This window comes from Spongiibacter pelagi, from assembly GCF_014705705.1.
Taxonomy (GTDB): Bacteria; Pseudomonadota; Gammaproteobacteria; order Pseudomonadales; family Spongiibacteraceae; genus Spongiibacter; species Spongiibacter pelagi.
This window is the reverse complement of sequence record NZ_JACXLD010000009.1, coordinates 27603-52263: the sequence shown is the minus strand read 5'-3', so window position 1 is coordinate 52263 and position 24661 is coordinate 27603. Positions and strand designations below refer to the sequence as shown.

The 24661-nt window shown below is 51.8% G+C and carries 19 protein-coding genes; 10 read left to right on the top strand and 9 right to left on the bottom strand.

What is annotated here, in order from left to right:
• The first annotated feature begins 12 nt into the window (after window positions 1-12).
• The 5 genes from panB to IB286_RS15755 all read left to right on the top strand — a co-directional run bounded on the left by panB (window position 13) and on the right by IB286_RS15755 (window position 6576).
• The gene (gene panB / locus IB286_RS13425) at window positions 13-804 is read left to right on the top strand and encodes a 3-methyl-2-oxobutanoate hydroxymethyltransferase (protein WP_190766431.1); all 792 of its coding nucleotides are present in this window, start codon (window positions 13-15) and stop codon (window positions 802-804) included.
• A 298-nt stretch (window positions 805-1102) separates the two neighbouring features.
• Window positions 1103-1987, top strand: coding sequence for a pantoate--beta-alanine ligase (gene panC, locus IB286_RS13420; RefSeq protein WP_190766428.1), 885 nt, complete (start codon window positions 1103-1105; stop codon window positions 1985-1987).
• Between the two features lie 32 nt (window positions 1988-2019).
• Complete coding sequence (gene panD, locus IB286_RS13415) at window positions 2020-2400, top strand: aspartate 1-decarboxylase (protein ID WP_190766426.1); 381 nt, start codon at window positions 2020-2022, stop codon at window positions 2398-2400.
• A gap of 259 nt (window positions 2401-2659) precedes the next feature.
• Window positions 2660-4606 (top strand): acetate--CoA ligase, encoded by a 1947-nt coding sequence (gene acs / locus IB286_RS13410; protein WP_190766424.1) that lies wholly within the window; start codon window positions 2660-2662, stop codon window positions 4604-4606.
• A 236-nt stretch (window positions 4607-4842) separates the two neighbouring features.
• The gene (locus IB286_RS15755; RefSeq protein ID WP_190766422.1) at window positions 4843-6576 is read left to right on the top strand and encodes a peptidoglycan-binding domain-containing protein; all 1734 of its coding nucleotides are present in this window, start codon (window positions 4843-4845) and stop codon (window positions 6574-6576) included.
• A gap of 142 nt (window positions 6577-6718) precedes the next feature.
• On the opposite strand, the gene IB286_RS13400 is transcribed toward IB286_RS15755, so the two are convergent.
• The 8 genes from IB286_RS13400 to IB286_RS13365 form a co-directional block, all read right to left on the bottom strand.
• Window positions 6719-8512 (bottom strand): acyl-CoA dehydrogenase C-terminal domain-containing protein, encoded by a 1794-nt coding sequence (locus IB286_RS13400; RefSeq protein ID WP_190766420.1) that lies wholly within the window; start codon window positions 8510-8512, stop codon window positions 6719-6721.
• 120 nt (window positions 8513-8632) lie between these two features.
• Window positions 8633-10384 carry an alpha-amylase family glycosyl hydrolase gene (locus IB286_RS13395; protein WP_190766418.1) on the bottom strand — a complete coding sequence of 584 codons (1752 nt, stop codon included), beginning with the start codon at window positions 10382-10384 and terminating at the stop codon, window positions 8633-8635.
• 29 nt (window positions 10385-10413) lie between these two features.
• Window positions 10414-11634, bottom strand: coding sequence for a glycosyltransferase family protein (locus IB286_RS13390; protein WP_190766416.1), 1221 nt, complete (start codon window positions 11632-11634; stop codon window positions 10414-10416).
• Between the two features lie 24 nt (window positions 11635-11658).
• Window positions 11659-12552, bottom strand: coding sequence for an HAD-IIB family hydrolase (locus tag IB286_RS13385; protein ID WP_190766414.1), 894 nt, complete (start codon window positions 12550-12552; stop codon window positions 11659-11661).
• Entirely contained in the window at window positions 12545-13441 is an 897-nt protein-coding gene (locus IB286_RS13380) for a phosphoribulokinase (protein ID WP_223826403.1), read from the bottom strand. Before IB286_RS13380 ends, IB286_RS13385 begins: the two co-directional genes overlap by 8 nt.
• A 173-nt stretch (window positions 13442-13614) precedes the next feature.
• Window positions 13615-14100, bottom strand: coding sequence for an FKBP-type peptidyl-prolyl cis-trans isomerase (locus IB286_RS13375; RefSeq protein ID WP_190766412.1), 486 nt, complete (start codon window positions 14098-14100; stop codon window positions 13615-13617).
• Window positions 14101-14194: 94 nt separating this feature from the next.
• A complete protein-coding gene (locus IB286_RS13370) occupies window positions 14195-15142 on the bottom strand; it encodes a LysR family transcriptional regulator (protein ID WP_190766410.1) in 948 nt (315 codons plus the stop codon).
• Between the two features lie 202 nt (window positions 15143-15344).
• Window positions 15345-17531, bottom strand: coding sequence for a malate synthase G (locus tag IB286_RS13365; protein ID WP_190766408.1), 2187 nt, complete (start codon window positions 17529-17531; stop codon window positions 15345-15347).
• Between the two features lie 398 nt (window positions 17532-17929).
• Between IB286_RS13365 and IB286_RS13360 the strand changes: the two genes are divergently transcribed.
• From IB286_RS13360 to aceK, 5 genes are all read left to right on the top strand, one after another.
• Window positions 17930-19525: an isocitrate lyase gene (locus IB286_RS13360; protein ID WP_190766406.1), complete on the top strand. Its 1596-nt coding sequence runs from the start codon at window positions 17930-17932 to the stop codon at window positions 19523-19525.
• A gap of 409 nt (window positions 19526-19934) precedes the next feature.
• Complete coding sequence (locus tag IB286_RS13355; RefSeq protein ID WP_190766404.1) at window positions 19935-20498, top strand: hypothetical protein; 564 nt, start codon at window positions 19935-19937, stop codon at window positions 20496-20498.
• Window positions 20499-20610: 112 nt separating this feature from the next.
• Window positions 20611-21096: a ribonuclease E activity regulator RraA gene (rraA, locus tag IB286_RS13350; protein WP_190766402.1), complete on the top strand. Its 486-nt coding sequence runs from the start codon at window positions 20611-20613 to the stop codon at window positions 21094-21096.
• Between the two features lie 29 nt (window positions 21097-21125).
• The gene (locus tag IB286_RS13345) at window positions 21126-22160 is read left to right on the top strand and encodes an LLM class F420-dependent oxidoreductase (RefSeq protein WP_190766400.1); all 1035 of its coding nucleotides are present in this window, start codon (window positions 21126-21128) and stop codon (window positions 22158-22160) included.
• Window positions 22157-23914: a bifunctional isocitrate dehydrogenase kinase/phosphatase gene (gene aceK / locus IB286_RS13340; RefSeq protein ID WP_190766398.1), complete on the top strand. Its 1758-nt coding sequence runs from the start codon at window positions 22157-22159 to the stop codon at window positions 23912-23914. The genes IB286_RS13345 and aceK overlap by 4 nt, the downstream gene beginning before the upstream one ends.
• Before the next feature lie 10 nt (window positions 23915-23924).
• Here aceK and dtd read toward each other — a convergent pair whose 3' ends face one another.
• Complete coding sequence (gene dtd, locus IB286_RS13335) at window positions 23925-24362, bottom strand: D-aminoacyl-tRNA deacylase (protein ID WP_190766396.1); 438 nt, start codon at window positions 24360-24362, stop codon at window positions 23925-23927.
• Window positions 24363-24661: the final 299 nt, after the last annotated feature.

The following is a 24661-nucleotide window of genomic DNA, read 5'->3' as shown; positions in this document are numbered from 1 at the left end:
TAAGGAGTTGCCATGAGCAAGGTCAGTATTCAAAGTCTGCTCAAGAAAAAGCAGGACGGGCAAAAATTTGCCGTGGTCACCTGCTATGAAGCCAGCTACGCCCGCTTGGTGGAAAAAGCCGCCATCGACGTGATTCTGGTTGGCGACTCGCTGGGCAATGTTGTGCAGGGCAATGACTCCACCCTGCCCGTTACAGTTGCAGATATGGCCTACCACACCGCCTGCGTAAAACGCGGCTGTGCACAGCCGATGATTATGGCCGACCTGCCCTTTGGCAGTTACAACACCACCGAGCAATGCCTAGAGAGCGCCACCAGTTTGATGCGCGCCGGTGCGCATATGGTAAAAATTGAAGGCGGCGCATGGCTGGCAGACAGCATTCGTCAACTCAACCGCGCCGGCATCCCGGTGTGCTGCCACCTCGGTCTTACCCCGCAATCCGTTAACGTCTTTGGTGGCTACCGAGTACAGGGCCGCGATGCCGCTGCCGCTCAAGCCATGATTGAAGACGCCCTTGCCCTAGAGGCTGCCGGAGCCATGCTCTTGGTTTTGGAGTGTGTACCCACTTCGCTGGCAAAACAGATCACTGATAAGCTCCACATTCCCGTTATCGGCATTGGCGCCGGACCACATACCGATGCCCAAGTTCTGGTCATGCACGACCTTCTCGGTGTTACCGAGAAAACCGCCCGCTTTGTTCGCAACTTTGCCGAAGGCAGCGCTAGTATTGAACACGCCCTCAGCCGCTACCGCGAAGCGGTTGAAGACGGTAGCTTTCCGGCCGAAGAGCATTGTTTTAACTAAGAAAATCCGAGTATTTTCTCTCGTTCTTTTCCTAAGCTATTGAATCATTTAAGGTGTTACCTGCAGGAACATTTTGCCCGTAACATTTATGTGAATTTTTTGTTACCGAAGGATTGAACGCCCCTGTCGATTCCGGCATACTTGCCCGCCATGTTAGAACTGCTCACTTAATGAGCAATTCTGCTTGGGCAAAAAACACTGTTACAACCGTTGCCAGCCCGCCGAGAATGCGGACTGACTTCACAGTAAACCACTTGCGGATAGTTCTGTAAGGCTAGAGATTGGGAAGTTGGGTGGTATGAAAACGTATAGCACGGCGGAAGCGTTGCGGTCCGCTCTTAACACTGCAAGACAGACAGGCAAAAGCGTGGCTTTTGTACCGACCATGGGCAATCTCCATGAAGGTCACATCAGCCTTGTTCGCCGCGCCCGTCAATTGGCCGATGTTGTTGTGGTCAGTATTTTCGTTAATCCGCTGCAATTTGGCGCTAATGAAGATCTAGACAACTATCCGCGTACTATTACTGCAGATAAAGAGAAGCTGTTTGCCGAGGGCACTCAGTACCTATTCCTGCCCCAAGTAGAAGAAATCTACCCGGAAGGCATGGAAATCCACAGCAAGGTTTGCGTACCTGAGCTGGGCAACCGCCATTGTGGTGCCAGCCGCCCCGGTCATTTTGACGGCGTAACCACCGTGGTAAACAAGCTGTTCAATATTGTGCAGCCCGATGTCGCCGTATTTGGCGAGAAAGATTTTCAGCAGCTCAGCATCATCCGCAAAATGGTGCGCGATCTGCTTATGCCGGTTAACGTTGTCGGTGTTGCCACCGCCCGCGCCGAAGATGGCCTAGCGCTAAGTTCGCGCAATGGCTATTTGAATGAAGAGCAGCGCCAAATTGCGCCGGTCTTACACCGCATTTTGCAGGAAACTCGCCAGGCGATTGCCTGTGGTTACGACAGCTACCGCGAGCTGGAATGCCATGCTCGCCTGAGCTTGCAAGCGGCCGGATTTGAACCAGATTACTTTAATATCTGTGATGCCCGCGATCTTCTGGATGTAACACCAGAGACCGAAGAAATTGTTATACTTGCCGCCGCAAAACTGGGCAGCACCCGGCTCATTGATAATGTCACCCACAACCTAAACCCCAGCTCGGATTGGGGCATGCTGGCCACCAACTAGGCCGCAGCAAAATCCAAGAGAGGAATAGCGTTATGCAGTCCGTTATGCTTAAAGCCAAGCTCCACAAAGCCCGTGTTACCCATGCGGTACTGGACTATGAAGGATCTTGCGCGATCGATGGCAAATTGCTGGATATGTCTGGCATCCGCGAGTTCGAACAAATTCAGATTTACAACGTAACCAATGGCAAGCGCTTCACCACCTATGCCATTCGCGGCGAAGACAATAGCGGCATCATCTCCGTTAACGGCGCAGCGGCCCACAAAGCCGGCGTTGATGACGTGGTGATTATCTGCGCCTATGCCAGCTACACCGAGGCCGAGCTGATTAACTTCAAGCCACGCCTGATCTATATGAACCCAGACAATACCGTTAGCCACTCCAGCAACGCGATTCCGGTTCAAGTCGCGTAAGCGCTACACGATCAAATAGCCTTAAAACGCCGTCTTTGTGACGGCGTTTTTTTATGCCCGCAAAACGTCTTCCGCCCGCCAAATCTTCTCTTCGACTTTAGTCGAGAAAGTCTATAAACCTGCCAAACAAGCGGCTATGCTTGGGAAAAATACGGATAATATCTGGGGCCAAGCCTCAACTCACAGGATCATCACCACGTTGGTTTCCGCGCCGGAAAAATCGGCCGGAGATCAACTTCGCCAGATAAGAGAAATAATCATGAGCCATATACACAATAAACACCCTATTCCAACCAGCTATGCCGACACCGCGCACATCACCCAAGCTCGCTACGAAGAAATGTATCAGCGCTCAATTAATGACGCCGATGCGTTCTGGTCAGAGCAAGCGCGTGAATTTTTAAGCTGGGATAAAGAATGGCACACCGTGTGTGAATATGACTTTCCCAAAGGTGAAGCGGCGTGGTTTGACGGTGCGCAACTCAATGTTTCCTACAACTGTATCGACCGCCATTTAGCCACCCGAGGCGAGCAAACCGCCATTATCTGGGAAGGCGATAACCCCGCCGAAAGCAGCCACATTACTTACAATCAACTGCACGAAGCTGTTTGCCGACTGGCCAATGCCATGAAAAATCTAGGCGTCAGCAAAGGCGACCGGGTTTGTATTTACATGCCCATGATCCCTGAAGCCGCCTATGCCATGTTGGCATGCGCGCGCATAGGCGCAGTACACTCGGTGGTGTTTGGCGGCTTCTCACCAGAAGCCCTGAAAGATCGGATTCAAAATGCCGGCTGCAAATTACTTATTACCGCCGATGAAGGCGTGCGTGGCGGCAAAGTCGTTCCGCTCAAAGCCAATGCCGACAAAGCCCTTGCCGAACCGGAAACCGCCTGCATTGAACACACCCTTGTAGTGAAGCGCACCGGCGGCAATGTCGCCTGGCAAGCAGGACGCGATGTTTGGTATCACGAAGCCACCGCCGCAGCGAGCACAGACTGCGCGCCAGAATCGATGGACAGTGAAGCGCCGCTATTTATTCTGTACACCTCAGGCTCTACCGGCAAACCCAAAGGCGTTATGCACACCACCGCAGGTTATTTGCTGCAATCGGCCATGAGCCACAAATATGTGTTCGACTATAAAGATGGCGAAGTGTACTGGTGTACCGCCGATGTCGGCTGGGTTACCGGTCACAGCTATATTGTTTACGGCCCACTGGCCAATGGCGCCACGACCTTGATGTTTGAAGGCGTCCCCACCTACCCGGATGCATCGCGTTGCTGGCAAGTGATCGACAAACACAATGTCAGCACCTTCTACACCGCCCCCACCGCCATTCGCGCATTGATGGGTGCCGGCGATGAATTTGTTGAACGCTGCTCACGCAGTAGTTTGCGCCTGCTCGGCACTGTAGGTGAACCCATTAACCCTGAGGCCTGGGAGTGGTATTACCGCGTGGTCGGTGACAGCAAATGTCCGATTGTGGACACTTGGTGGCAGACCGAAACCGGCGCCCATATGCTGACACCCATGCCCGGCGCCACTGAACTTAAACCCGGCTCAGCGACCAAGCCATTTTTCGGTGTTGAACCCGCCCTGCTAGATAACGACGGCAAGGAAATCGAAGGCCCCGGTGAAGGCCTGCTCGTGATCAAACGCTCTTGGCCCAGCCAGATTCGCAGCGTGTATGGCGATCACCAACGCATGATCGAAACCTATTTCAGCACTCACCCAGGCTATTACTTTACCGGCGATGGCGCCCGCCGCGATGCCGATGGCGACTACTGGATTACCGGCCGAGTTGACGACGTACTGAATATTTCCGGTCACCGTATGGGCACCGCCGAAATTGAAAGTGCATTGGTAGAGCACGACCTCGTCGCCGAGGCAGCGGTAGTCGGCTATCCCCACGATATCAAAGGCCAAGGCATTTACTGCTACGTTACCCTGATGCACGGCGCACAAGGCAGTGATGAACTGAAAAAAGAACTGATCGCCCTCTGTGTCGAAGATATTGGCCCCATTGCCAAACCCGATATTATCCAGTGGGCTCCCGGTCTGCCGAAAACCCGCTCGGGCAAAATCATGCGCCGTATTCTGCGTAAAGTTGCCGCCAATGAACTGGAAAATTTGGGCGACACTTCAACCCTTGCCGACCCTTCCGTGGTTGACGAACTGATTAATAATCGAGCGAATCGTTAATTTTTAAACTCGACACCACGCATTCCCCCAACGGCGCTATCTAGCGCCGCTTTTATTTTGTTCCACTTTTAACAGCGCACCTTATAGGCAATATCACCAAAGGCTGGCCGCAGTGCTATCTCGAACACAGCCCCTGTTATATAGTTAAAAAACGGTAGCTAAGGATAGTTACTGAACAAGGATCGTTACTGGTCTTGGAAATCCCATTCCAAAACCAATTCACATGGAGAACGAAAGTGAGTGAGAAAAAATACGGCAGCGCGATGGCTGTCTTCGGCAGTGCGCTGTTTTTAATAGCGACCAGCTCTGCGCACGCAGACCTGTTCACCGACCAATATGGCAATGTTGGCTATTCAAGCGCCGCCGAATGCGATGCCGCCGTCAACAGCGGATCAGCCAAATTTTATAAATCCCACACCACCCAGCCATTTCAGCTTCGCCAAGGTGAAGCCAATGTGATGACCGCCACCCTAGGCAGCATCCCCGGCTATGAGCAAGGCGCCTGTGATCTCGGCGCGGCTCATCACCACAATCGCGACGGTGTTGCCCCTGAACTGCAAGGCAAATACATTCCGTTTTCGCCCAATATGGACGTCAATGCTTATATGGACGCAACGGGGAATATTGTTCGCCTGAGCATGAAGCAGTGCGACAATAATTTTAGCGGCGATATGCCACGCCCCATTTCTGCAACAGAAAAAGTCGTAGCCGCCCCACAGCCTGCACCGGTTGAAGTCGCCACAAATGACGTCTCTCAAAACTGCTTCGGCAATGTGCTTATTCCCATTAAATACGAAACCCAGTATGAAAAGGTAGAGGCCATCCCCGCCACCAAGAAATATATTTCTGTACCGGCAACCTACAAAACCGTTGAGCAGCAAGTAATGGTGCAAGCGGAAATGATCAAGCAAATTCCAGTGCCCGCCACTTACAAAACCGTGGAAGAGCGGGTCATGGTTCAAGCTGAATCGGTTCGCAAGGAACCTATTCCCGCCACTTATAAAACCGTTACCGAACAAGTGCTAAGCAAGCCCGCCAGCACCAAAATCACCGTTATTCCTGCAACATTCAAAACGGTTAGCGAACGCGTCATGGTTAAAGAAGCCAGCACGCGTTATGAGCCTTATCCCGCGACATTTAAAACGGTAACCGAGCGCGTACAAATTTCAGAAGCGCATAAAGTCTGGAAACGCGGCCATGCCTATATTGGCGACGCGCTTGAAGTTCGCCCCGTTACCGCATTTAAAGTCGGCGCCGATGGCAAAGTACAGGGCAGCAACGTTGAACAAGGTTGGTTCAATGCCGATAACACCCGCATGGATGACGATGTAATGTGCCTGGTTGAAATACCTGCCCAGTACAAAACCATCACCAAGCAAGTTTTGGTTTCACCTGCCGGCGTTAAAGAAATTACTGTTCCAGCGGTATACCAAACAGAAACACGCAGCGTGATTGATACCCCCGCTCGCACCGAAGAAATCACGATTCCCGCTGAATATGAAACTGTTTCACGGCAAGTGATTGATCAGCCATCCAGCACTCGTGACATCATTATTCCAGCACGCTATGAAATGGTTTCACGCACGGTGATTGACACGCCTGCCACCATCCGCGAGGAAATCATTCCTGCGGTTTATGAAACCGTCAGCCATCGCGTTGTGGATATTCCCGCGTCGGTACGCGAGGAAATCATTCCAGCTCAATACAAGACGCTGGAGCGCAAAGTTAAAGTTGCCGAGGCTCGCACTGAACGCCGCGCGATCCTGTGTGACACCAACGCCACGCCTGAAAAGATCAAGGAAATTCAAACCGCGCTGAATGCCGCGGGCTTCAACCCCGGCCCGATTGACGGTGTGATGCGCGCCAAAACCATGAAGGCGGTAAATGCCTATCAGCGCGCCAATGATCTGCCGGTAGATGGTTACCTCAATCTTGAAACCGTCAAAGCCCTCGGTATTTCAGTAAAGTAGGTAAGCTTTGATTAATGCAGCGAATACCTTCGCGACATTTTTCTGAATAACAAAAAAGGCTCAGTAATTTCTACTGAGCCTTTTTTGCTGGGGATTTTTTATTGCGCCAAGATTGTGGACGCTCTGATTAATATAGCGAGTTTTAAAACATAAACTCATCTTCGCCCATAGCCATCATACTTTCAGCACCAGCCAGCATCGCCGCTTTGTGCGCCGCCGTACGTGGCAATAGCCGCTGAAAATAAAAGCGCGCGGTTTTCAATTTACTGCCATAAAGTGGATCAGTATTTCCTTCAGCAGCTTTATCTAATGCCAGCTCCGCCATCTTCGCCCAGAGATAGGCAAAGGTGATGTAACCCGAGAACATCAAATAATCCACCGAGGCCGCCCCGACTTCATCGGCGTTACTCATGGCTTTTTCGCCCACAGCCATAGTCACCTCACCCCACTGGGCATTCAGGTCTTTCAATGGCGTAATAAATTCCTGCATATCTTCCCGCGCTTTATGAGACTCGCAAAATTTGTGAATTTGCTTGGTGAAATGCCGCAACACCGTACCGCCACTGCCCATGACTTTACGGCCCAATAAATCCAAGGCTTGAATACCCGTTGTGCCTTCATACACGGTTGAAATTCGATTGTCGCGAGCGATACGCTCCATGCCATGCTCGGCAATATATCCGTGGCCACCAAACACCTGCATACCGAGATAAACCGATTCTTGAGCGGTTTCTGTACAGAAGGCTTTGGCAATTGGAGTCAGTAATTCTAAAAGCTGATCGGCATTTTCTTTTTGTTCGGCATTGCCGTGACTGCTTAAATCAACCTGCTGCGCCAACCAGTAGATCATCGCTCGCTGACCTTCAACGATGGCTTTTTGGGTCATCAACATACGGCGGACATCGGGATGCACAATGATCGGATCGGCAGGGCCATTAGGATTTTTAGGGCCGGTAAGTGAGCGCATTTGCAGGCGTTCGCGGGCATAGCCCACTGCGCCTTGATACGCGATTTCAGACATCGCCAAACCCTGCAGAGCGGTGCCAAGGCGTGCGGTATTCATCAGTTTGAACATCACTTCCAATCCGCGATTTTCTTCACCGAGCAACACCGCGCGGGCGCCATCGTAGTTCATCACACAAGTGGCTTGGGCTTTGAGACCCATTTTCTTTTCCACCGCACCGCAGCTAATATTATTAAATTCGCCGAGACTGCCGTCTTCTTCTACCCAGTACTTTGGTGCAATAAACAGTGATACCCCTTTGGTGCCCTCTGGCGCACCCTCAACCCGCGCCAAAATCGCGTGAACAATATTTTCAGTCAGATCTTGTTCACCACCGGAGATAAAAATTTTGGTGCCTTGCAAGGTGTAAGTGCCATCGCCATTGGGGGTCGCCTTGGTACGCAGCAAACCCACATCCGAGCCGCAATGGGCTTCTGTCAGGCACATAGCCCCGGCCCATTCACCGCTGATCAATTTAGGTAAATAGCGCTGTTTTTGAGCTTCGCTTCCACCGTTAAGCAAACAGGTCACCGGCGCCAAAGCCAGTCCGGTATACATGCTGAATGCCCAGCACGGTGCACCAGTCATTTCACCGATGACCGTCCCGAGGGAAGAAGGCAGACCTTGACCACCATCTGCCACCGGCACTGCGAAAGATTGCCAGCCACCCTCGGCCCATTGCTTAAACGCCTCTTTAAAACCGGGCGGGGTCGTGACTTTGCCATTTTCAAATTGGCAGCCCTGCTCATCGCCTGTTGCCGCAATCGGATCGAGTACATTTTCAGCAAACTTGGCACCTTCGGCCAAAATCGCATCCATCAATTCTTCATTAGGCGCTTCGCAGCCAGACAGCCCCGCGTAGTGAGCAGGCGCATTGAGCAGATCTTTAAGCACAAAGTGGATGTCACGCATTGGCGCGGAATAGGATGGCATTGGAAAAATCCTTCAGACTGAAATAAACAGGCTAAAGGGTAGCAATCTCGCCATTAGGGGTAACTGACAAAGCCAATCAAAGCGCGGGCAGAATCGTTCTATCGAAATTTCTTACCGCGCTTAATCTTCGCTACTGAGCCAACAATAACCATAGGCGGGCAAGGTGAGTGTTTCCGCAGAAAAATCGAGAAAATCGGCATTTAACAAGGCGCGCCAGTCGCGATCCGCATCCAGATTTAACTCATCCAGCGGAATAGTTTGCGGCTCAGCACTGAGGCTAAACACGGCAATCAGGGTTTGCTTGCGCGCGTCGCGGCTGCGGGTTTCGCGTCGCACACCAAATAGCTGATCGCCCAAGTGTAGTGGGTACTGACTGGCATTGGGATGGAAAGCGGCCTGCGCTTTGCGCAGACTGATCAAATCTTTAAGCGCGGTAAAAATACGCGAGTGATGGGTGTCTTGTAATAAGGCCTCTTCCAATTCGGCCTTACTCCACTGATGGCGATTAATCGCCCGATTGTGGCCGGAATGTTCGACCCGGTCATAGTCGTTTTCAGTGGCCAGCAGGCTGTGTATATAAATGGCTGGCATACCCTGCAAGCTCAGCATAATGGCATGGGCACAGAGGAAACGAGCCTGCTGAAAACCATCTTCGCCGCCTTGCATACTGCGGCGCATGGCATCGAATAGACTGATATTGATTTCATAAGGGCGGCTCTCACCATTGCCCAAGGCCCGCCACGATACCCGCCCGCCCGACTCCTGCATCAGTTCGACTAACTGACCGATTTCACTGTCTTCCAACAAGCCCTCGGCAGGACGCAGGCCAATACCATCGTGGGAGGCAATAAAATTAAAATAGGTGGTGCCATCCTGCGCCGCAGGCATCCCCATCATCCAATTTTTTAGCGCCCGTGAGCTGCCGCTGACCATGGCATTAACCAATAGCGGCGGCAGCGAAAAGTTGTAAACCATATGCGCTTCATTGGCATTGCCAAAGTAGGCCAGATTTTCCCGCAGCGGAATATTGGTTTCTGTCAGTAGAATGGCATCTGGCGCCGCGTGCTCAATAACACTGCGAAGCAGGCGCACCATTTCGTGAGTCTGCTCTAGGTTCAGACAATTAGTGCCGGGAATTTTCCAAAGAAAGGCAACCGCATCCAAGCGGAAAATCTTCACGCCTTGATCGAGGTAGTGGCGCACGATGCGCATAAACTCCATCAGCACCGCGGGATTTTCAAAATTCAAATCCACTTGATCGTGGCTAAAGGTACACCAAACATGGCGAATACCATCCAGTGTTTGCACCTCTGCCAGCAAGGGACTGGTTCGGGGCCGCACTACTTCAGAGAGATCAATTTCCGGGTCTTGTTCGACAAAATAATCCATTCCCGGTGATTTACGCTGTTTAAAATTTTCAAACCAAAGGCTGCGCGAAGAACAGTGGTTAATCACCAGATCTGCCATCAGATCAAAGTCGCGGGCAATGGCGTTAATGTCTTGCCATTCGCCAAGGGACGGATTCACTTCGACATAGTTAATAACGGAAAAGCCGTCGTCTGAACTCCAAGGATAAAACGGCAGTATATGCACACCGCTAATCACACCCTGTAATTCTGTACGCAGAAAATCGTGCAGCGTATGCAGCGGCCACTCGCCCTCGCACAGAATTGAATCGCCGTAGCTGATCATCAAAACATCGGTTTCATCCCAAAGATTGCGGTGACTCTCGGGCATAAAACAGCGGTTTTCCAGATGCATTAACTCAACAATGCCCTCTATCAACGGCGCTCGATCCAGATCGGGATAAATTACCCGCAGGTGATTTTCGAGTCGCTGACGCAAATGGGCTTGAGGGCTGAGTTCGGTCATAGGAAATCGCTCAATGTTGCGCTTATTTTTTAAGAAAAGGCCTTATGATCATCAATCACCGCCTGAACCAAGTCCGAAGTAAGACTGGGCTCAGCACTGCAAACTCGATTCCAGCTTGGAATAAAAGGGGTTTCCATCGGGTTATCTAAAAAGGTATTGCCCGCTTTCACCAAGTTCTGGGCGAATAATTCCACCGCCTGCTCTTCCCGATGCAAGTCCAAACTCAAGCCATTAAATTCAGCATCGTTGCGGTAACTCTCAACAAAATCGAGGGCCACTCGGAAATACGTAGCTTTGATGGAACGGAACGTCTCGGAGTTAAACACCACGCCGTTAGTCGCCAACTTGCGGAATATTGCCTTGGCAATATCAATCGACATTTTCGACAGGCCGCTATTCTCGTCGTCAGCAGACAAGGACTGGTGCTTATGGTCGTAGCAATCGGCAATATCCACCTGACACAACTTGTTTGTCGAGTAGTTGCGATAGACCTCTGACAACACGCCGATCTCCAAGCCCCAGTCGCTGGGAATACGCAAATCGGTTAATACATCACGGCGCATGGAAAACTCACCAGACAGTGGGTAGCGGTAACTGTCCAAGTAATCCAGATATTCGAGATTGCCGAAGATTTTTTTCAAGGAACGCAGCAGGGGCGTGACTAATAGGCGACTGACTCGGCCATTCATTTTTCCGTCGGCAACACGGGCATAATAGCCCTTACAAAACTCGTAGCTAAAGGACGGATTAGCAACGGGATAAAACAGATTCGCCAGCAAGCGGCGGTCGTAGGTGAGAATATCGCAGTCATGCAGCGCAATCGCCTCGGCGCGGCTAGCTGACAACAAATACCCCATGCAATACCAAACATTGCGTCCCTTGCCCGGCTCCATCGGCGCCAAGCCTTTGGCTTGCAAGCGCTCATCAATCGCACGCAGGCGCGGCCCATCGTTCCACAACACATGATGCTTTTGCGGTAATTTGCTGAAGAATTTCAGCGCGTGCCGGTATTGTTTTTCATCGGCACGATCCAGACCAATCACCACTTCATCAATGTATTTCACCTGCGCGATTTCATCGATGATGTGTTTTAAGGCTGGCCCTTCCAGCTCAGAAAATAGCGAAGGTAAAATCAAGGCCATAGGCCGTTTTCGGGCGAAGGCCTCCAGCTCAGTTTCCAATTCTGCCACTGGGCGATCCACCAAATTGTGCAAGGTTGTGATCACGCCGTTTTGATAAAAGTCTCCCATAAATCCTTCTTATCCATTTTTAAATTAATTTTGAATGTTGCTGTCACTTTCCAGCTTATCGAGTAGATATTGCATACAGCTGCTCCAGCCAGCAGGACCAAATTCCTCGCTGAGCATTACCTCACCCTGCGGATCAGAGACTGCTGGCGGCGGATGACTCGGTGAACGAATCACCACCGCGTAACTCGCCGCTTTCAGCATAGCCACATCGTTATGACTATCACCCAAAGCAATAGTGATAGTCGATTGCTCCGGACACAACAGCGCCGCCAGCTTGAGCATCGCCACGCCTTTATCGGTCGCGCCCATAATATGAGTGAAGCGCCCGCCTTTCAGCGCATGCAGTCCTCGCTTAGCAATTTCTGTTTCAAACTCTTGCCAGCGTGCATCGGTATCCTGCCAACAAATCGGTTCAGAGAATTCCCGCGCCATTGCTTGTTCTGCATCAATGGGGGCAAGTCCAGTAATGTCGCAAAGTTGTGCAACACTAAAATCACTAAAGCCTTCAAACTGATAGTTACCGCGTTCACGCAAAGCATGGCAGGCATCAATGATTTGGGCGCGGGGTGCCGACATTGCCACCTGCCAAAAATCCTCGGCATCAGCAATCGCTATCCCCTTGTTAGCAGCGGAATACTCGGCAAGCTCATCAGCACTTATTAGCGTTTTTGGTAAATAGGCCGCAGCGCCATTCTCTACAATAAACGCTGTGTGCAATCCCAATCGTTTTTGCCAAGCCAACACTTCTGGCCGGGTTTTACTGGTATTGAGGATCAGCGGAATATTGAGTGCCGCCAAACGATCAAGCGCGGCTTGAGCGGCGGAATAATCGTAGCTATGGTGATCTAGCAGAGTGCCATCCATATCGCTAAAGACCATCACACTGGCCCACACACTGGTAAGCACCGACTCACTCATAACGCTCTCCCGAGTGAGTCAGATCGATAATCCGCCGATCTTCCGCCAACGCCAAAACGCAGTCAGCTCGCTCCGGTAGTACGCTTAAACCATAACGAGTAAGGCGCTCATAATGCTGAACAAAGCGCTCAATCTGCTGGGCATCCATTACCGGCTTGCCGCTTTCTTTTGCCGCAAGACGCTGCTCCTGCTCCAAGCGCCATTGCGCCACACATTCGAAGCTAGGCGCGCGGAGCATTACCAGATAATCAATTTCAGCAAACCAGTTTTGATAGCTCGCAGCTAATTGAGCATTGGCATACCGCCGCCAAGTTCCGTCTTGGTCTTCGTTTCTCTCTAAGGCATTTACAGGCGCGGCCAATTCCGTATCACGCTGAGCAGGCACCCCCAAACACCAACCTTCAAAAATGATCACATCAACCGGCCCTTCCACTTCAGGCCAATCATCTTCTGGATAACGGTCATCATTGAGTTTGTCGAAACGTGGCAGCGCCAGGGTTTCGTCCTTGCCCAATGTTTTTAACGCAGCAATGGTCTGCATCCCTAAGGCAACATCATGCGTGCCCGGTACACCACGGGTTTTTAGCAGGGAATGAGCCGTTTGAGACAAGACCAATCTCTCGGCCTTGGTGAGATAGAAATCATCGAGGGATAGCTGAGCAACCGTGAGTCCCAACTCTTGTAAACAGTAGCGGTAAAGATCGGCCAGCGTCGATTTACCACTGCCCTGTGCTCCGTGAATACCTAGCACCTTGAGCCGACCGCTGCGAATTGCGGGCAACAACGATTCAAGCAGAGGCAGAAAAAAATGTTCCGCCTGCTGGCCATAGCTATCTGGCAGATTTTCCGCCACAAGAAATGCCTGCAGTTTTTCGGCTGCGAGGACCAAAGGTCAGTCTCCTATTTTCTTCTATCCTGCGCTGGCTTTTTGGTTTGCGCTGGCAATAGCACTCGCGCAAATCAGCATCACACCTGCGTTTAAAAGGTAAAGCAGAATTCGCGCCAATACAAAATTTGGGGCAAAAAAAAGGGCCTGTAAGGCCCTTTTCATTGATGTATTGCTTAGTGGTGATGACCACCGGGACCATGCACATGGCCGTGGCTCAGTTCTTCTTCGCTGGCTTCACGCACAGAGTCGATAGCCACATCAAAGTGCAGCACTTTACCCGCCAAGGGGTGGTTGGCATCAACGGTTACCGCTTCATCATCAACCGCAGTCACAACAACCAGTTGCACCTGACCGCCTGCACCTTGGGCTTGAAACTGCATACCCACTTCGATTTGATCAACACCTTGGAAGGCTTCGCGAGGAACAGACTGCACCAGCTCTTCGCTGACTTCACCGTAGGCTTCGCCGGGCTGAACCGTGACTTTCATAGCATCGCCAGCCGCTTTACCTTCCAACTCTTTCTCCAGACCGGGGATAATGCCACCGTGTCCGTGAAGATAGGCCAGCGGTTCGCCACCCTTGGAAGAATCGATTTCGGCACCGCTATCGTCGGTGAGGGTGTAGTGAAAGGCGACAACGCAGCCATTTGCAATATTCATTAGGGTCTCCCGTTAAGTTGATGGTGCAAGCATGACAGCTTTGCCCGGCAGATTCACCCCAGATGCGGGAATTCCCCGGAAATTGCTTTGTTTTTTACCCGCGATCCAGAATTTCCTGACCGAGATCGACAATGCGCCGGCGCAGCCAAATATGACCGGGGTCATGCTGCAACAGCGGGCTCCACGCCAGTTTCAATTCGATAGGAATAATCATAAACGGCGGTTTACGCGCCACAAGGGTGGGGTCCGTTTTATACAAATTCGCCATTTGTGTGGGCAGCGTAGCGATCAGATCTGGATGCCGAGCCAACATCGCCGCCACTTGGTAATGCCGGGTAAAAAAGCGGATTTGCCGTTCGTGGCCGAATTCCGCCAGCGCCTCATCCACCCAGCCTAAACGCTGACTGTCGCGCTGGTTCATACCGCGACCCACCCCCATCCCGGTTTTACTCACCCAGACGTGCGAGGCAGACAAAAACGCGTCCATATCAAAACTGTCTCGATTGGCATTGTCTGCACTCATTAAGCAGGAAAAACCATCGCGCCATACAGTCGCCTGGTGAAAGGATTGAGGCAGGCGATCAAAGCGGTTGAGCGCCATATCGATCTTGCCCTGCTCCAAATCTTGGAAGGTCACATCCGATGGCGTTAAGACGTCCAATGTAATATTCGGCGCCTCGGTACGAAGCTGCTGGGCCAGTGGGATCAGCAGGCAGGATTCGGCATAGTCGCTGGCCATAATCCGAAACACCCGCGCACTGTCGCCGACATTGAAATCGGCAACCGGCAATACCGCCTGTTCAACAGAGGCGAGAATATCCCGCACCCGTGGCTGCAATTCCAAGGCCCGCTCGGTGGGCGTCATACCCTCGCTGGTACGCACCAACAAAGGATCATTGAACAGATCGCGCAGGCGGCGCAGACCATTACTGAGCGCAGGCTGGGTAATACCCAATTGCTCCGCCGCTCGGGTGACATTCTTTTCCCGCAGCAGTACGTCCAGATACACCAGCAGGTTCAGATCAATGCGCGATAAATTCATGATGAAAATGCTTTGCCTGTTTTAAATAGAGCTAAATTATGAAGGGAAGCGAGACACGACGCCAGTATCAGTTCACAACACCGCATCAATTCGATAAAAGCCTAAAAAATCGAGACAAAAAAAGGCCCGGAAAATCCGGGCCAAGCCTCACTGACAGGAAAGGGTAAAAGCGTAAACGCCGGGCTAAAACTTACGTTAAAACTTAAGCGCCGTGTTTCGCTTTAAATTCGATACGACGACGGTGCAAAACTGGCTCGGTGTAACCGCTGGGCTGTACACAGCCTTCAAATACCAGTTCACAGGCCGCTTGGAAGGCAACACTGTCGTCAAAATTAGGTGCCATCGCACGGTACAGCGGGTCGCCGGCATTCTGGCGATCAACCACCGCCGCCATGCGCTGCAGGGTTTCCAGAACCTGCTCCTTGCTGCACACACCGTGACGCAACCAGTTGGCAATATGCTGGCTGGAGATACGCAGCGTCGCACGGTCTTCCATAAGCCCCACATCATTAATATCGGGAACCTTGGAACAACCCACACCCTGATCGATCCAGCGCACTACGTAACCGAGAATGCCCTGAGCGTTGTTATCCAGCTCCTGCTGAATTTCAGCCGCTGACCAGTTGGCATTGGCTGCAACAGGAATGGTCAGAATATCGTCCAGTGCCGCGCGCTGACGCTCAGCGATTTGCTCTTGCAGACTCAGTACATTTACTTCGTGATAGTGCATCACGTGCAGGGTTGCCGCCGTAGGCGAAGGTACCCAAGCACAGTTTGCACCGGCTTTAGGGTGACCGATTTTGGCGTCCATCATCTGCGCCATTTCATCGGGCATAGCCCACATACCTTTACCGATCTGGGCTTTGCCACTCAGGCCACACTCCAGACCAATATCCACGTTCCAATCTTCGTATGCTTTGATCCACGCCTGCTGCTTCATATCTGCTTTGCGAACAAAAGCGCCGGCTTCCATGCTGGTGTGGATTTCATCACCGGTGCGATCCAAGAAACCGGTGTTGATGAAAATAACGCGCTCGCTGGCGGCCGCAATACAGGCTTTCAGGTTAACGGTGGTGCGACGCTCTTCATCCATAATGCCGATTTTCAGCGTATTGCGAGCCAAGCCCAGCGCATCTTCTACGCGACCAAACAGCTCCGCTGCAAACGCCACTTCTTCAGGGCCGTGCATTTTCGGCTTCACGATATAAACGCTGCCAGTGCGCGAGTTGCTCAGGCTGCCGGTCTTTTTCAGATCGTGCATTGCCGCCAGTACCGTTACCATGGCATCCATGATGCCTTCTGGCACTTCGTTGCCGTGCGCATCAATGATCGCGTTATTAGTCATCAAGTGACCAACATTACGTACCAGCAACAGGCTGCGGCCGTGCAGTACTTTGTCGCTACCATCCAGCGCAGTGAATACGCGGTCTTCGGCCATGCGGCGGGTCATGTCTTTGCCGCCCTTGCTGAAGGTTTCGCTCAGATCACCCTTCATCAGACCCAGCCAGTTGCTGTAAACCACAACTTTGTCGTCTGCATCAACAGCGGCAACGGAATCTTCACAGTCTTGAATGGTGGTCAGCGCCGACTCCAGACAAACGTCTTTCACGCTGGCGGCATCGGTTTTACCAATGGGGTGGTTTGCGTCAATTTGGATATCGATGTGCAGGCCGTTATTAACCAGCAAGATATTGCTTGGCGCTGCGGCATCGCCCATATAAGCAACCAGTTTTTCAGGAGCTTGCAAGCCGCTGCTAGAACCATCTGCCAGCGCAACAAGCAGCGCACCGTTTTCAATTTTGTAGCTGGTCGCATTGGCGTGGCTGCCATTGGCCAGCGCAACGTGCTTATCAAGAAAGGCTTTCGCGTAGGCGATTACTTTGTCGCCGCGAACGGGGTTGTATGCACCCGCGCGCTCAGCACCGCCTTCTTCAGAAATCACATCAGTGCCATACAGGGCATCGTACAGGCTGCCCCAGCGGGCATTGGCGGCATTGAGGCTGAAACGGGCATTCATTACCGGCACAACCAGTTGCGGGCCAGCCAGCTTGGCGATTTCAGCATCCACATTTTCGGTAGAGATCGCAAAATCAGCGGGTTCTGGCAACAGGTAACCAATCTCTTCTAGGAAGGCTTTATAAGAAGCCATATCCTGCGCACCGGGGTTGGCGCGGTGATACTCGTCTACTTGTGCTTGAATCGCATCGCGCTTAGCCAGCAGAGCTTTGTTCTTGGGAGCCAGATCAGCAATAATTGCCGCCATGGAAGACCAGAATGCATCAGCATCGATACCGGTGCCCGGCGCAACCTGCTCATTCACCAGTTTATAAAGCACCTCAGCAATCTGTAGGCCACTGTGTTCAACCCGGTTAATTTGCTGTGCTGACATGCTGACTCTCCTTAATTTCGCGTCGAGGAAATCGCGTGGTTAAATTCGGCATAATGGCAAAGTTTGGAGCGTATTTACGGGCCAAACAAAGGCAATAGGGCCGTTATCTTGAGGGCTAATCCTAGCCAGCCGCCAACAATTTCACAAATATATCCATATTATTTTTACTATTCATACCGTGAATAAAAATACCCAAGCGGCTCCGTCATAATGCCCCCAAGTGGCGGAAAAAGCTCTAACGCTTCTCTATGTTGCAACACGAGATATGTTACGGCAGTAAAATTTCCTAAAAAAATATCCAAAATAAAAAGTATAAATTAGCTAAATCCGAATCCCCCACCTACACTTGCCAACGTTGAAATTTCTATCAGTCACCACTCACCGAAAAGGGACCGCATATGTCATCGTTAGAAGCAGACATCCAATCCGTCGCCGGACTCAAAGAGCAAGCAGGCAGCCCATGGGATGCTATCAACCCAGAATCTGCCGCACGCATGCGTGCTCAGAACAAATTCAAAACTGGTCTGGACATTGCCAAATACACCGCCGGCATTATGCGTCGCGACATGGCTGAGTTCGACAAAGACAAAACCAAGTACACCCAATCTCTGGGCTGCTGGCACGGTTTTGTTGGTCAGCAAAAACTGATCTCTATTAAAAAGCACTTTGGTACTACCGAGCGCCGCTACCTCTACCTGTCTGGCTGGATGGTTGCCGCACTGCGTAGCTCTTTCGGTCCTCTGCCTGACCAATCTATGCACGAAAAAACCGTTGTTGCCGATCTGGTACGCGAGCTGTACACCTTCCTGCGTCAAGCTGATGCACGTGAGCTGGGCGGTCTGTTCCGCGAGCTGGATGCGGCACGCGAAGCTGGCGATGCAGCTAAAGAAGCTGAAATTCAAAGCAAAATCGACAACCACGAAACTCACGTTGTGCCCATCGTTGCCGACATCGATGCTGGTTTCGGTAACGCTGAAGCCACTTACCTGATGGCTAAGCAAATGATCGAAGCGGGCGCTTGCTGTCTGCAGATCGAAAACCAGGTTGCTGACGAGAAGCAGTGTGGCCACCAAGACGGCAAAGTAACCGTTCCCCATGCCGACTTCCACGCCAAGCTGCGCGCTCTGCGTTACGCATTCCTTGAGCTGGGCGTTGACGACGGTGTTATCGTTGCTCGTACCGACTCTGAAGGTGCTGGCCTGACCAAAGAAATCGCTGTTGTTCGCGAGAAAGGCGATCAGGGTGACGTTTACAACTCATTCCTGGATTGCGAAGAAGTTTCTCCAGAAGACACTGCTGAAGGCGATGTACTGATCAGCCGTAACGGCAAACTGGTTCGTCCTAAGCGTCTGCCTTCTGGTCTGTACCAGTTCCGTCAAGGCACTGGCCACGAGCGTTGCGTATTTGACTGTATCGAAGCCATCAATGCCGGTGCTGACCTGCTGTGGATCGAAACTGCAGTTCCTACCGTTCACGAAATCAAAGGCATGATGGACGAAGTTCGCAAGGTTCACCCCGATGCGAAACTGGTTTACAACAACTCGCCTTCATTCAACTGGACGCTGAACTTCCGTCAGCAAACTTACGATGCATGGGCTGCTGAAGGCAAAGACGTTTCTGCCTACGACCGCGCAAACCTGATGTCTGCTGAATACGACAACTCTGAGCTGTCTGCGGCTGCCGATGCTCGCGTTCAAAGCTTCCAGGCAGATACTGCCCGTGAAGCGAACGTATTCCATCACCTGATCACACTGCCGACTTACCACACCACGGCCCTGTCTGTAGACAACCTGGCCAAAGAGTACTTCGGTGACAAAGCGATGTTGGGTTACGTTGAAGGCGTTCAGCGCAAAGAGATCCGTCAGGGTATCGCCTGTGTTAAACACCAAAACATGGCCGGCTCCGATATGGGCGACGACCACAAAGAGTACTACGCTGGTGAGAACGCTCTGAAAGCTGGAGGTGCGAAAAACACGTCTAACCAGTTCAGCTAATCTGAGCAAGTGTTAGGCGATGTGCCCTGCAATTAGGGGCACAGTTCGCTAGTAGACTCTCGCTAGAAAAGAAGGCGACCCCTTTCAAGGTGTCGCCTTTTTTGTGGGCAGAATTTTCTGACCAACAGAATCTAAGGCGTTTTTACGCTAAACTTTCTAGGGAAGCTCTGATTAATTACTGCGTTCGCAATTTTGATCGTCGGCGGTGCTCGAAATGCTCATTTATTCGCATATAAACTCCGCTTTGTTCGAAGCTAAGGCTTCTCACCCCTTTGGGGTCGCCCTAAAGGGCGGGCTTTTCGCTTCGCTACAAGTCTGCGCTCCGGCGGCGACCAACTTTGCTTCACTCGCCACACTAATCAGAGATTCCCTAATGCTTGCCATTTCAAACCATTGTGTAATTTCGACTATGACTGACACGCCAGACTTTCTTAAAGATGCTAGAGACTTATTAACCCCGCAGGGCTTTACCACCAGCAGCACGTGGTATCACGGCACCTCATCAGCGCTAGTTGACTCCATCATTGAGCAGGGCTTAAAACGCTCCGGCGACAAAGCACTGAAAGCTGCCGCAAAAAACACCATGGCGACTATCGGCAATAGCTATACCGAATCGATTGAGCCGGTTTTTTTAACCCAGAGCAAAGAACTCGCTTTTTACTGGGCCAAGCAAACCGTGAGAAATCGCAGCGTACGCTTTCAGGGTGACGAGCAGCCGACTGTGCTTGCGGTAACGCTTCCCGAAGAGCTGAATGCCAAAGTGAAACCCGACGTTGGTGCCGCGAGCCTATTATTAGTTGAAGAAGGCGAGCAATTTATGGCTTATCTGGCTGGCATATACCAAGCTAACAATATCGCCGCGCCTGAAATAGACCTAATGAAAGCGGACCGCTTAGAGTACTTAAACAAATTGGGCATGGCGTATTACGATGCCGATATTAACGCCTCATATCTAAATGTAGTGACTGGCTAAACCCAGACTAAAAACGACGGTTCTAGGCAGGCTTATCAGCCCCTGCCAAAGCAGCAAAAATTATTCTATGCTCGACGCTAACACTATCCGCGTCGACTCCCGGAGGAAAATCATGTCCATCTCTACCCCCGATCTCTGCGACGAGCACGGCGATGCCGTTAACGTACTGGAACTACCACTGCGCCATTACGGCGGCCACAAAAATTTCCACGGCGAAGTCGTCACCATCAAATGTTTTGAAGACAACTCGCTGGTTGCCGACACCGTAAAAACCCCCGGCCACGGCCGAGTATTAGTTGTGGATGGTGGCGGCTCAGCGCGCCGCTCACTGTTGGGCGACAACCTCGCTCGCGCGGCGGCCGACAACGGCTGGGCCGGCATTGTTATTTACGGCTATCTGCGCGATGTGGAAGAAATTTCCCCCATGCCTTTAGGCGTAATGGCACTCGGCAGCGTACCCAGAAAAACCGAGAAACGCGGCGAAGGCCAAGCCGGCATTGCCTTGGAATTTGGCAGCTGCACCATTGATGCTGGCAACTATCTTTATGCCGACAAAACCGGTGTGATCATCAGCCGCAAAAATCTGCTCGAAAGCTAAATCACCAATAATAAAAACGGAGACCGTTCATGAAACTGGGCTTATTGCTGGGCTATTCCGGCGCCAAACTGGATATCCCGCTGGATCAAATTCGCCATGCGGAATCACTGGGCTTTGACTCAGTGTGGACGGCGGAAGCCTATGGCTCAGATGCGGTCAGCACCGCCGCCTGGATTCTAGCCCAAACCGACAAAATCAAAGTCGGCACCGGCATTATGCAAATGCCTGCGCGCACGCCAGCGACCACGGCAATGAGCGCCATGAGTCTGGACAAACTCTCTGATGGTCGTTTTATTCTTGGCTTGGGTGTTTCCGGCCCCCAAGTTGTCGAAGGCTGGCACGGCGTTCCCTATGGTAAACCCCTGACCCGTACCCGCGAATACATTGAAATCATTCGGCAAATTTTCCGCCGCGAAGCACCGCTGGAGTTTCAAGGTGAAATCTATCAAGTGCCCAACCACGGCCCCGGCACCACCGGGCTGGGTAAACCGCTGAAATCCATACTGCACGGCAACCCCGACATTCCGATTTACACCGCCTCAATCACGCCCAAAAGCTTGAGCATGGCAGCGGAAATTGCCGATGGCTTTATCCCAGTATGGATGGACCCGGATAAATTTTCCGTGTTTGAAAGCGACTTGCAGAAAGGCTTGGAAAAAGCGGGAAAAACGCTGAAAGACTTTGCCGTATGCCCCTATGTTGGCGCGATCATGGATGACAATATCGATGGCTGTCGTTATTTCGTCAAAGATTTTCTCGCCCTGTACATTGGCGGCATGGGCGCCAAGGGCAAAAACTTCTACACTGATTACGCGACCCGCCTCGGCTACGGCGATGCCGCCGAACAGATTCAGGATTACTACTTGGCCGGCGAAAAAGACAAAGCTCGCGAGGCCGTACCCGACTCTTTAGTTGATGAAGTCGCCTTGGTCGGCCCGGCAGGGCGTATTCGCGAGCGCGCTCAAGATTGGAAAGCCGCCGCCGCTCGCAATGAAGTGAACAGCATGTTGGTACAGTGTCCGCAGGCCGAAGCCCGCGAATTATTGGCTGAGATTTTTCTATGACCGCAGTAACCCGCCGTTTGGCGATGGCCATTCTCAATGGCTTTGATGCGTTTTTTGCCGAATATAAAAACATCACGCTGGGCGCTCAAGCCCGCTTTGAATCCGCCGACTGGCAAGCCTGCCAGAAAGCCATGCGTGCTCGTCTGGAGTTGTGGAAACAAAAGCGCGCCATTGTGGCCGAAGCAGCGCGCACCATTACCGGCGGCACCATTGAGAACCGCGAGCACTGGCTGGAAGCCAAAGAAGAATTTGCCGAGCTGATTCGCAATCACGATAATTTTGAAATCGCACAATCGTTTTTCAATTCAATTTACTGCTTGGTGTTTAACCACGAGAAAATTCGCAAACAGCACACCTTCTCGCTGGTTCCGGCGGAGCATGCCGGCCCCATCGACAGCCGCTCCATTCTGCGGCGCTTCAAATACAACGGCGACAATACCCAAGACATTATTCGCAGCTTGCTGGAAGGCTGTGAATTTAATATTCCCTGGGAAGACCTCGAGCGCGATATCGGCTTTATCACCGAGGCGGTAAATACGCAGCTCATTCCACAACTCAATCGCGGCGATCAAGAAGTGTGGGTAGAAGCACTGGAATCGCTATTTTTCCGCAACAAAGCCGCCTATCTGGTGGGCCGTATCAAAGTCGGCAGCACCAGCTTCCCGGTCGTATTGCCGATCCTGCACACCGAAGAAAGCTCCATCTACGTCGACACCCTGCTGCACGACCCCGACGATATTTCGATATTGTTCAGCTTCAGCCGCAGCTACTTTATGGTCGATGCCAAAATCCCTTCGGAGTACGTTGCCTTCCTGCACCAACTCATGCCGCATAAGGAAATCTTCGAACTCTACAATGCCATGGGCATGCAGAAACACGGCAAAACCGAGTTTTATCGCTTTGCAGTGGCCGACACCATGGAAAGTGAGCAGCCGTACATTATCGCGCCCGGTATTAAGGGTATGGTCATGCTGGTGTTCACCCGCCCCGACTTTGATTACGTTTACAAAGTCATTAAAGACAAATTCACCCCACCCAAGGAAATGAGCCACGAACATGTTCGCAGCTGTTACCGCTTGGTAAAACGCTGGGACAGGGGTGGACGCATGGCCGATACCCAAGAATTCAATAAACTCGCCTTTGATCGCCGCCGCTTTTCAGACGAACTGATGGCCGAGTTAGAAAAAGAAGCACCCTCGCTGATTGAAGTGAAGGGCAATGCCTTAATTCTTGACCATGTTTATATCGAGCGGAAAATGATTCCACTCAACCTCTACCTCAAAGACTGCAACGACGAACAGCTTTACAGCGTCATGGACGAGTACGGCAAAGCCATTAAACAACTCGCAGCCGGTAATTTATTCCCCGGCGATATGCTGCTGAAAAACTTTGGGGTAACTCGTCACGGCCGCGTGGTTTTCTATGACTATGACGAAATCTGCCCGCTCACCGACTGTAACTTCCGCCGCCTACCTGTCCCCCAAACCGAGGAACAGGAAATGGCCACCCAGCCCTGGTATGAAGTTAAACCGGAAGATGTGTTTCCCGAAGAATTCCGGCTGTTTTTCTCGGGTAATCAGCGGGCGAAAAAAGTATTTGATGAGTTGCACAGTGACCTCTACAACCCCGATTACTGGTGCGAGCTACAGGAAAAAATTCGCAACGGCTACGTTGCTGACGTATTCCCCTACCGCCGTATACAGCGTTTTCAACAGCGCGACGAAGGCATTAATGGACAAGTGGCTTCAGATTGAAGCCACACCTCTAGGACTCCAGTAAAAACGTTACCGGCCCATCATTGAGCAGACTGATTTGCATATCCGCACCGAACTTCCCTGCGGCTACATCCGCATGCTGTTCTCGTAAGCAAGCCAAGGCATGCACGTAAAGATTCTTTGCGCGGGTCGGCTCAGCGGCGGTTGAAAATCCCGGGCGGCGCCCCTTGCTGGTGTCGGCGGCAAGAGTAAATTGCGAGACCAATAATACGCCGCCGTTGATATCCACCACCGACAAATTCATTCGCCCTTGCTCATCGGCAAACACGCGATAATTAAGCAAACGCTCCATCATCTTTTCCACCGCCGCCTCGTCGTCGTGCTTTTCCAGCCCGATAAAAGCCAGCAAGCCCTGAGCAATTTCGCCCACGGTTTCATCCGCCACATCCACTTTTGCGTGGCGAACCCGTTGCAACAATAACTTCATTCGATTTTCCGTAAAGAGGTTTCGGGGGCACTGATTCATGCAGCGCTTTTTTCAGAAAAGGCTGCCTAGATTTACGTTATCGGAATTAACCCCGTAAATTTATCATTTTAGTAATCACATGATTCATGTAGCGAGCGAAGACAAATTGGCCGCCGCCGGAACGCAGACTTGTAGCGAAGCGAAAAGCCCGCCCTTTAGGGCGACCCCAAAGGGGTGAGAAGCCTTAGCTTCGAACAAAGCGGAGTTTATATGCGAATAAATGAGCATTTCGAGTACCGCCGGCGGCCAAAGTGACGAGC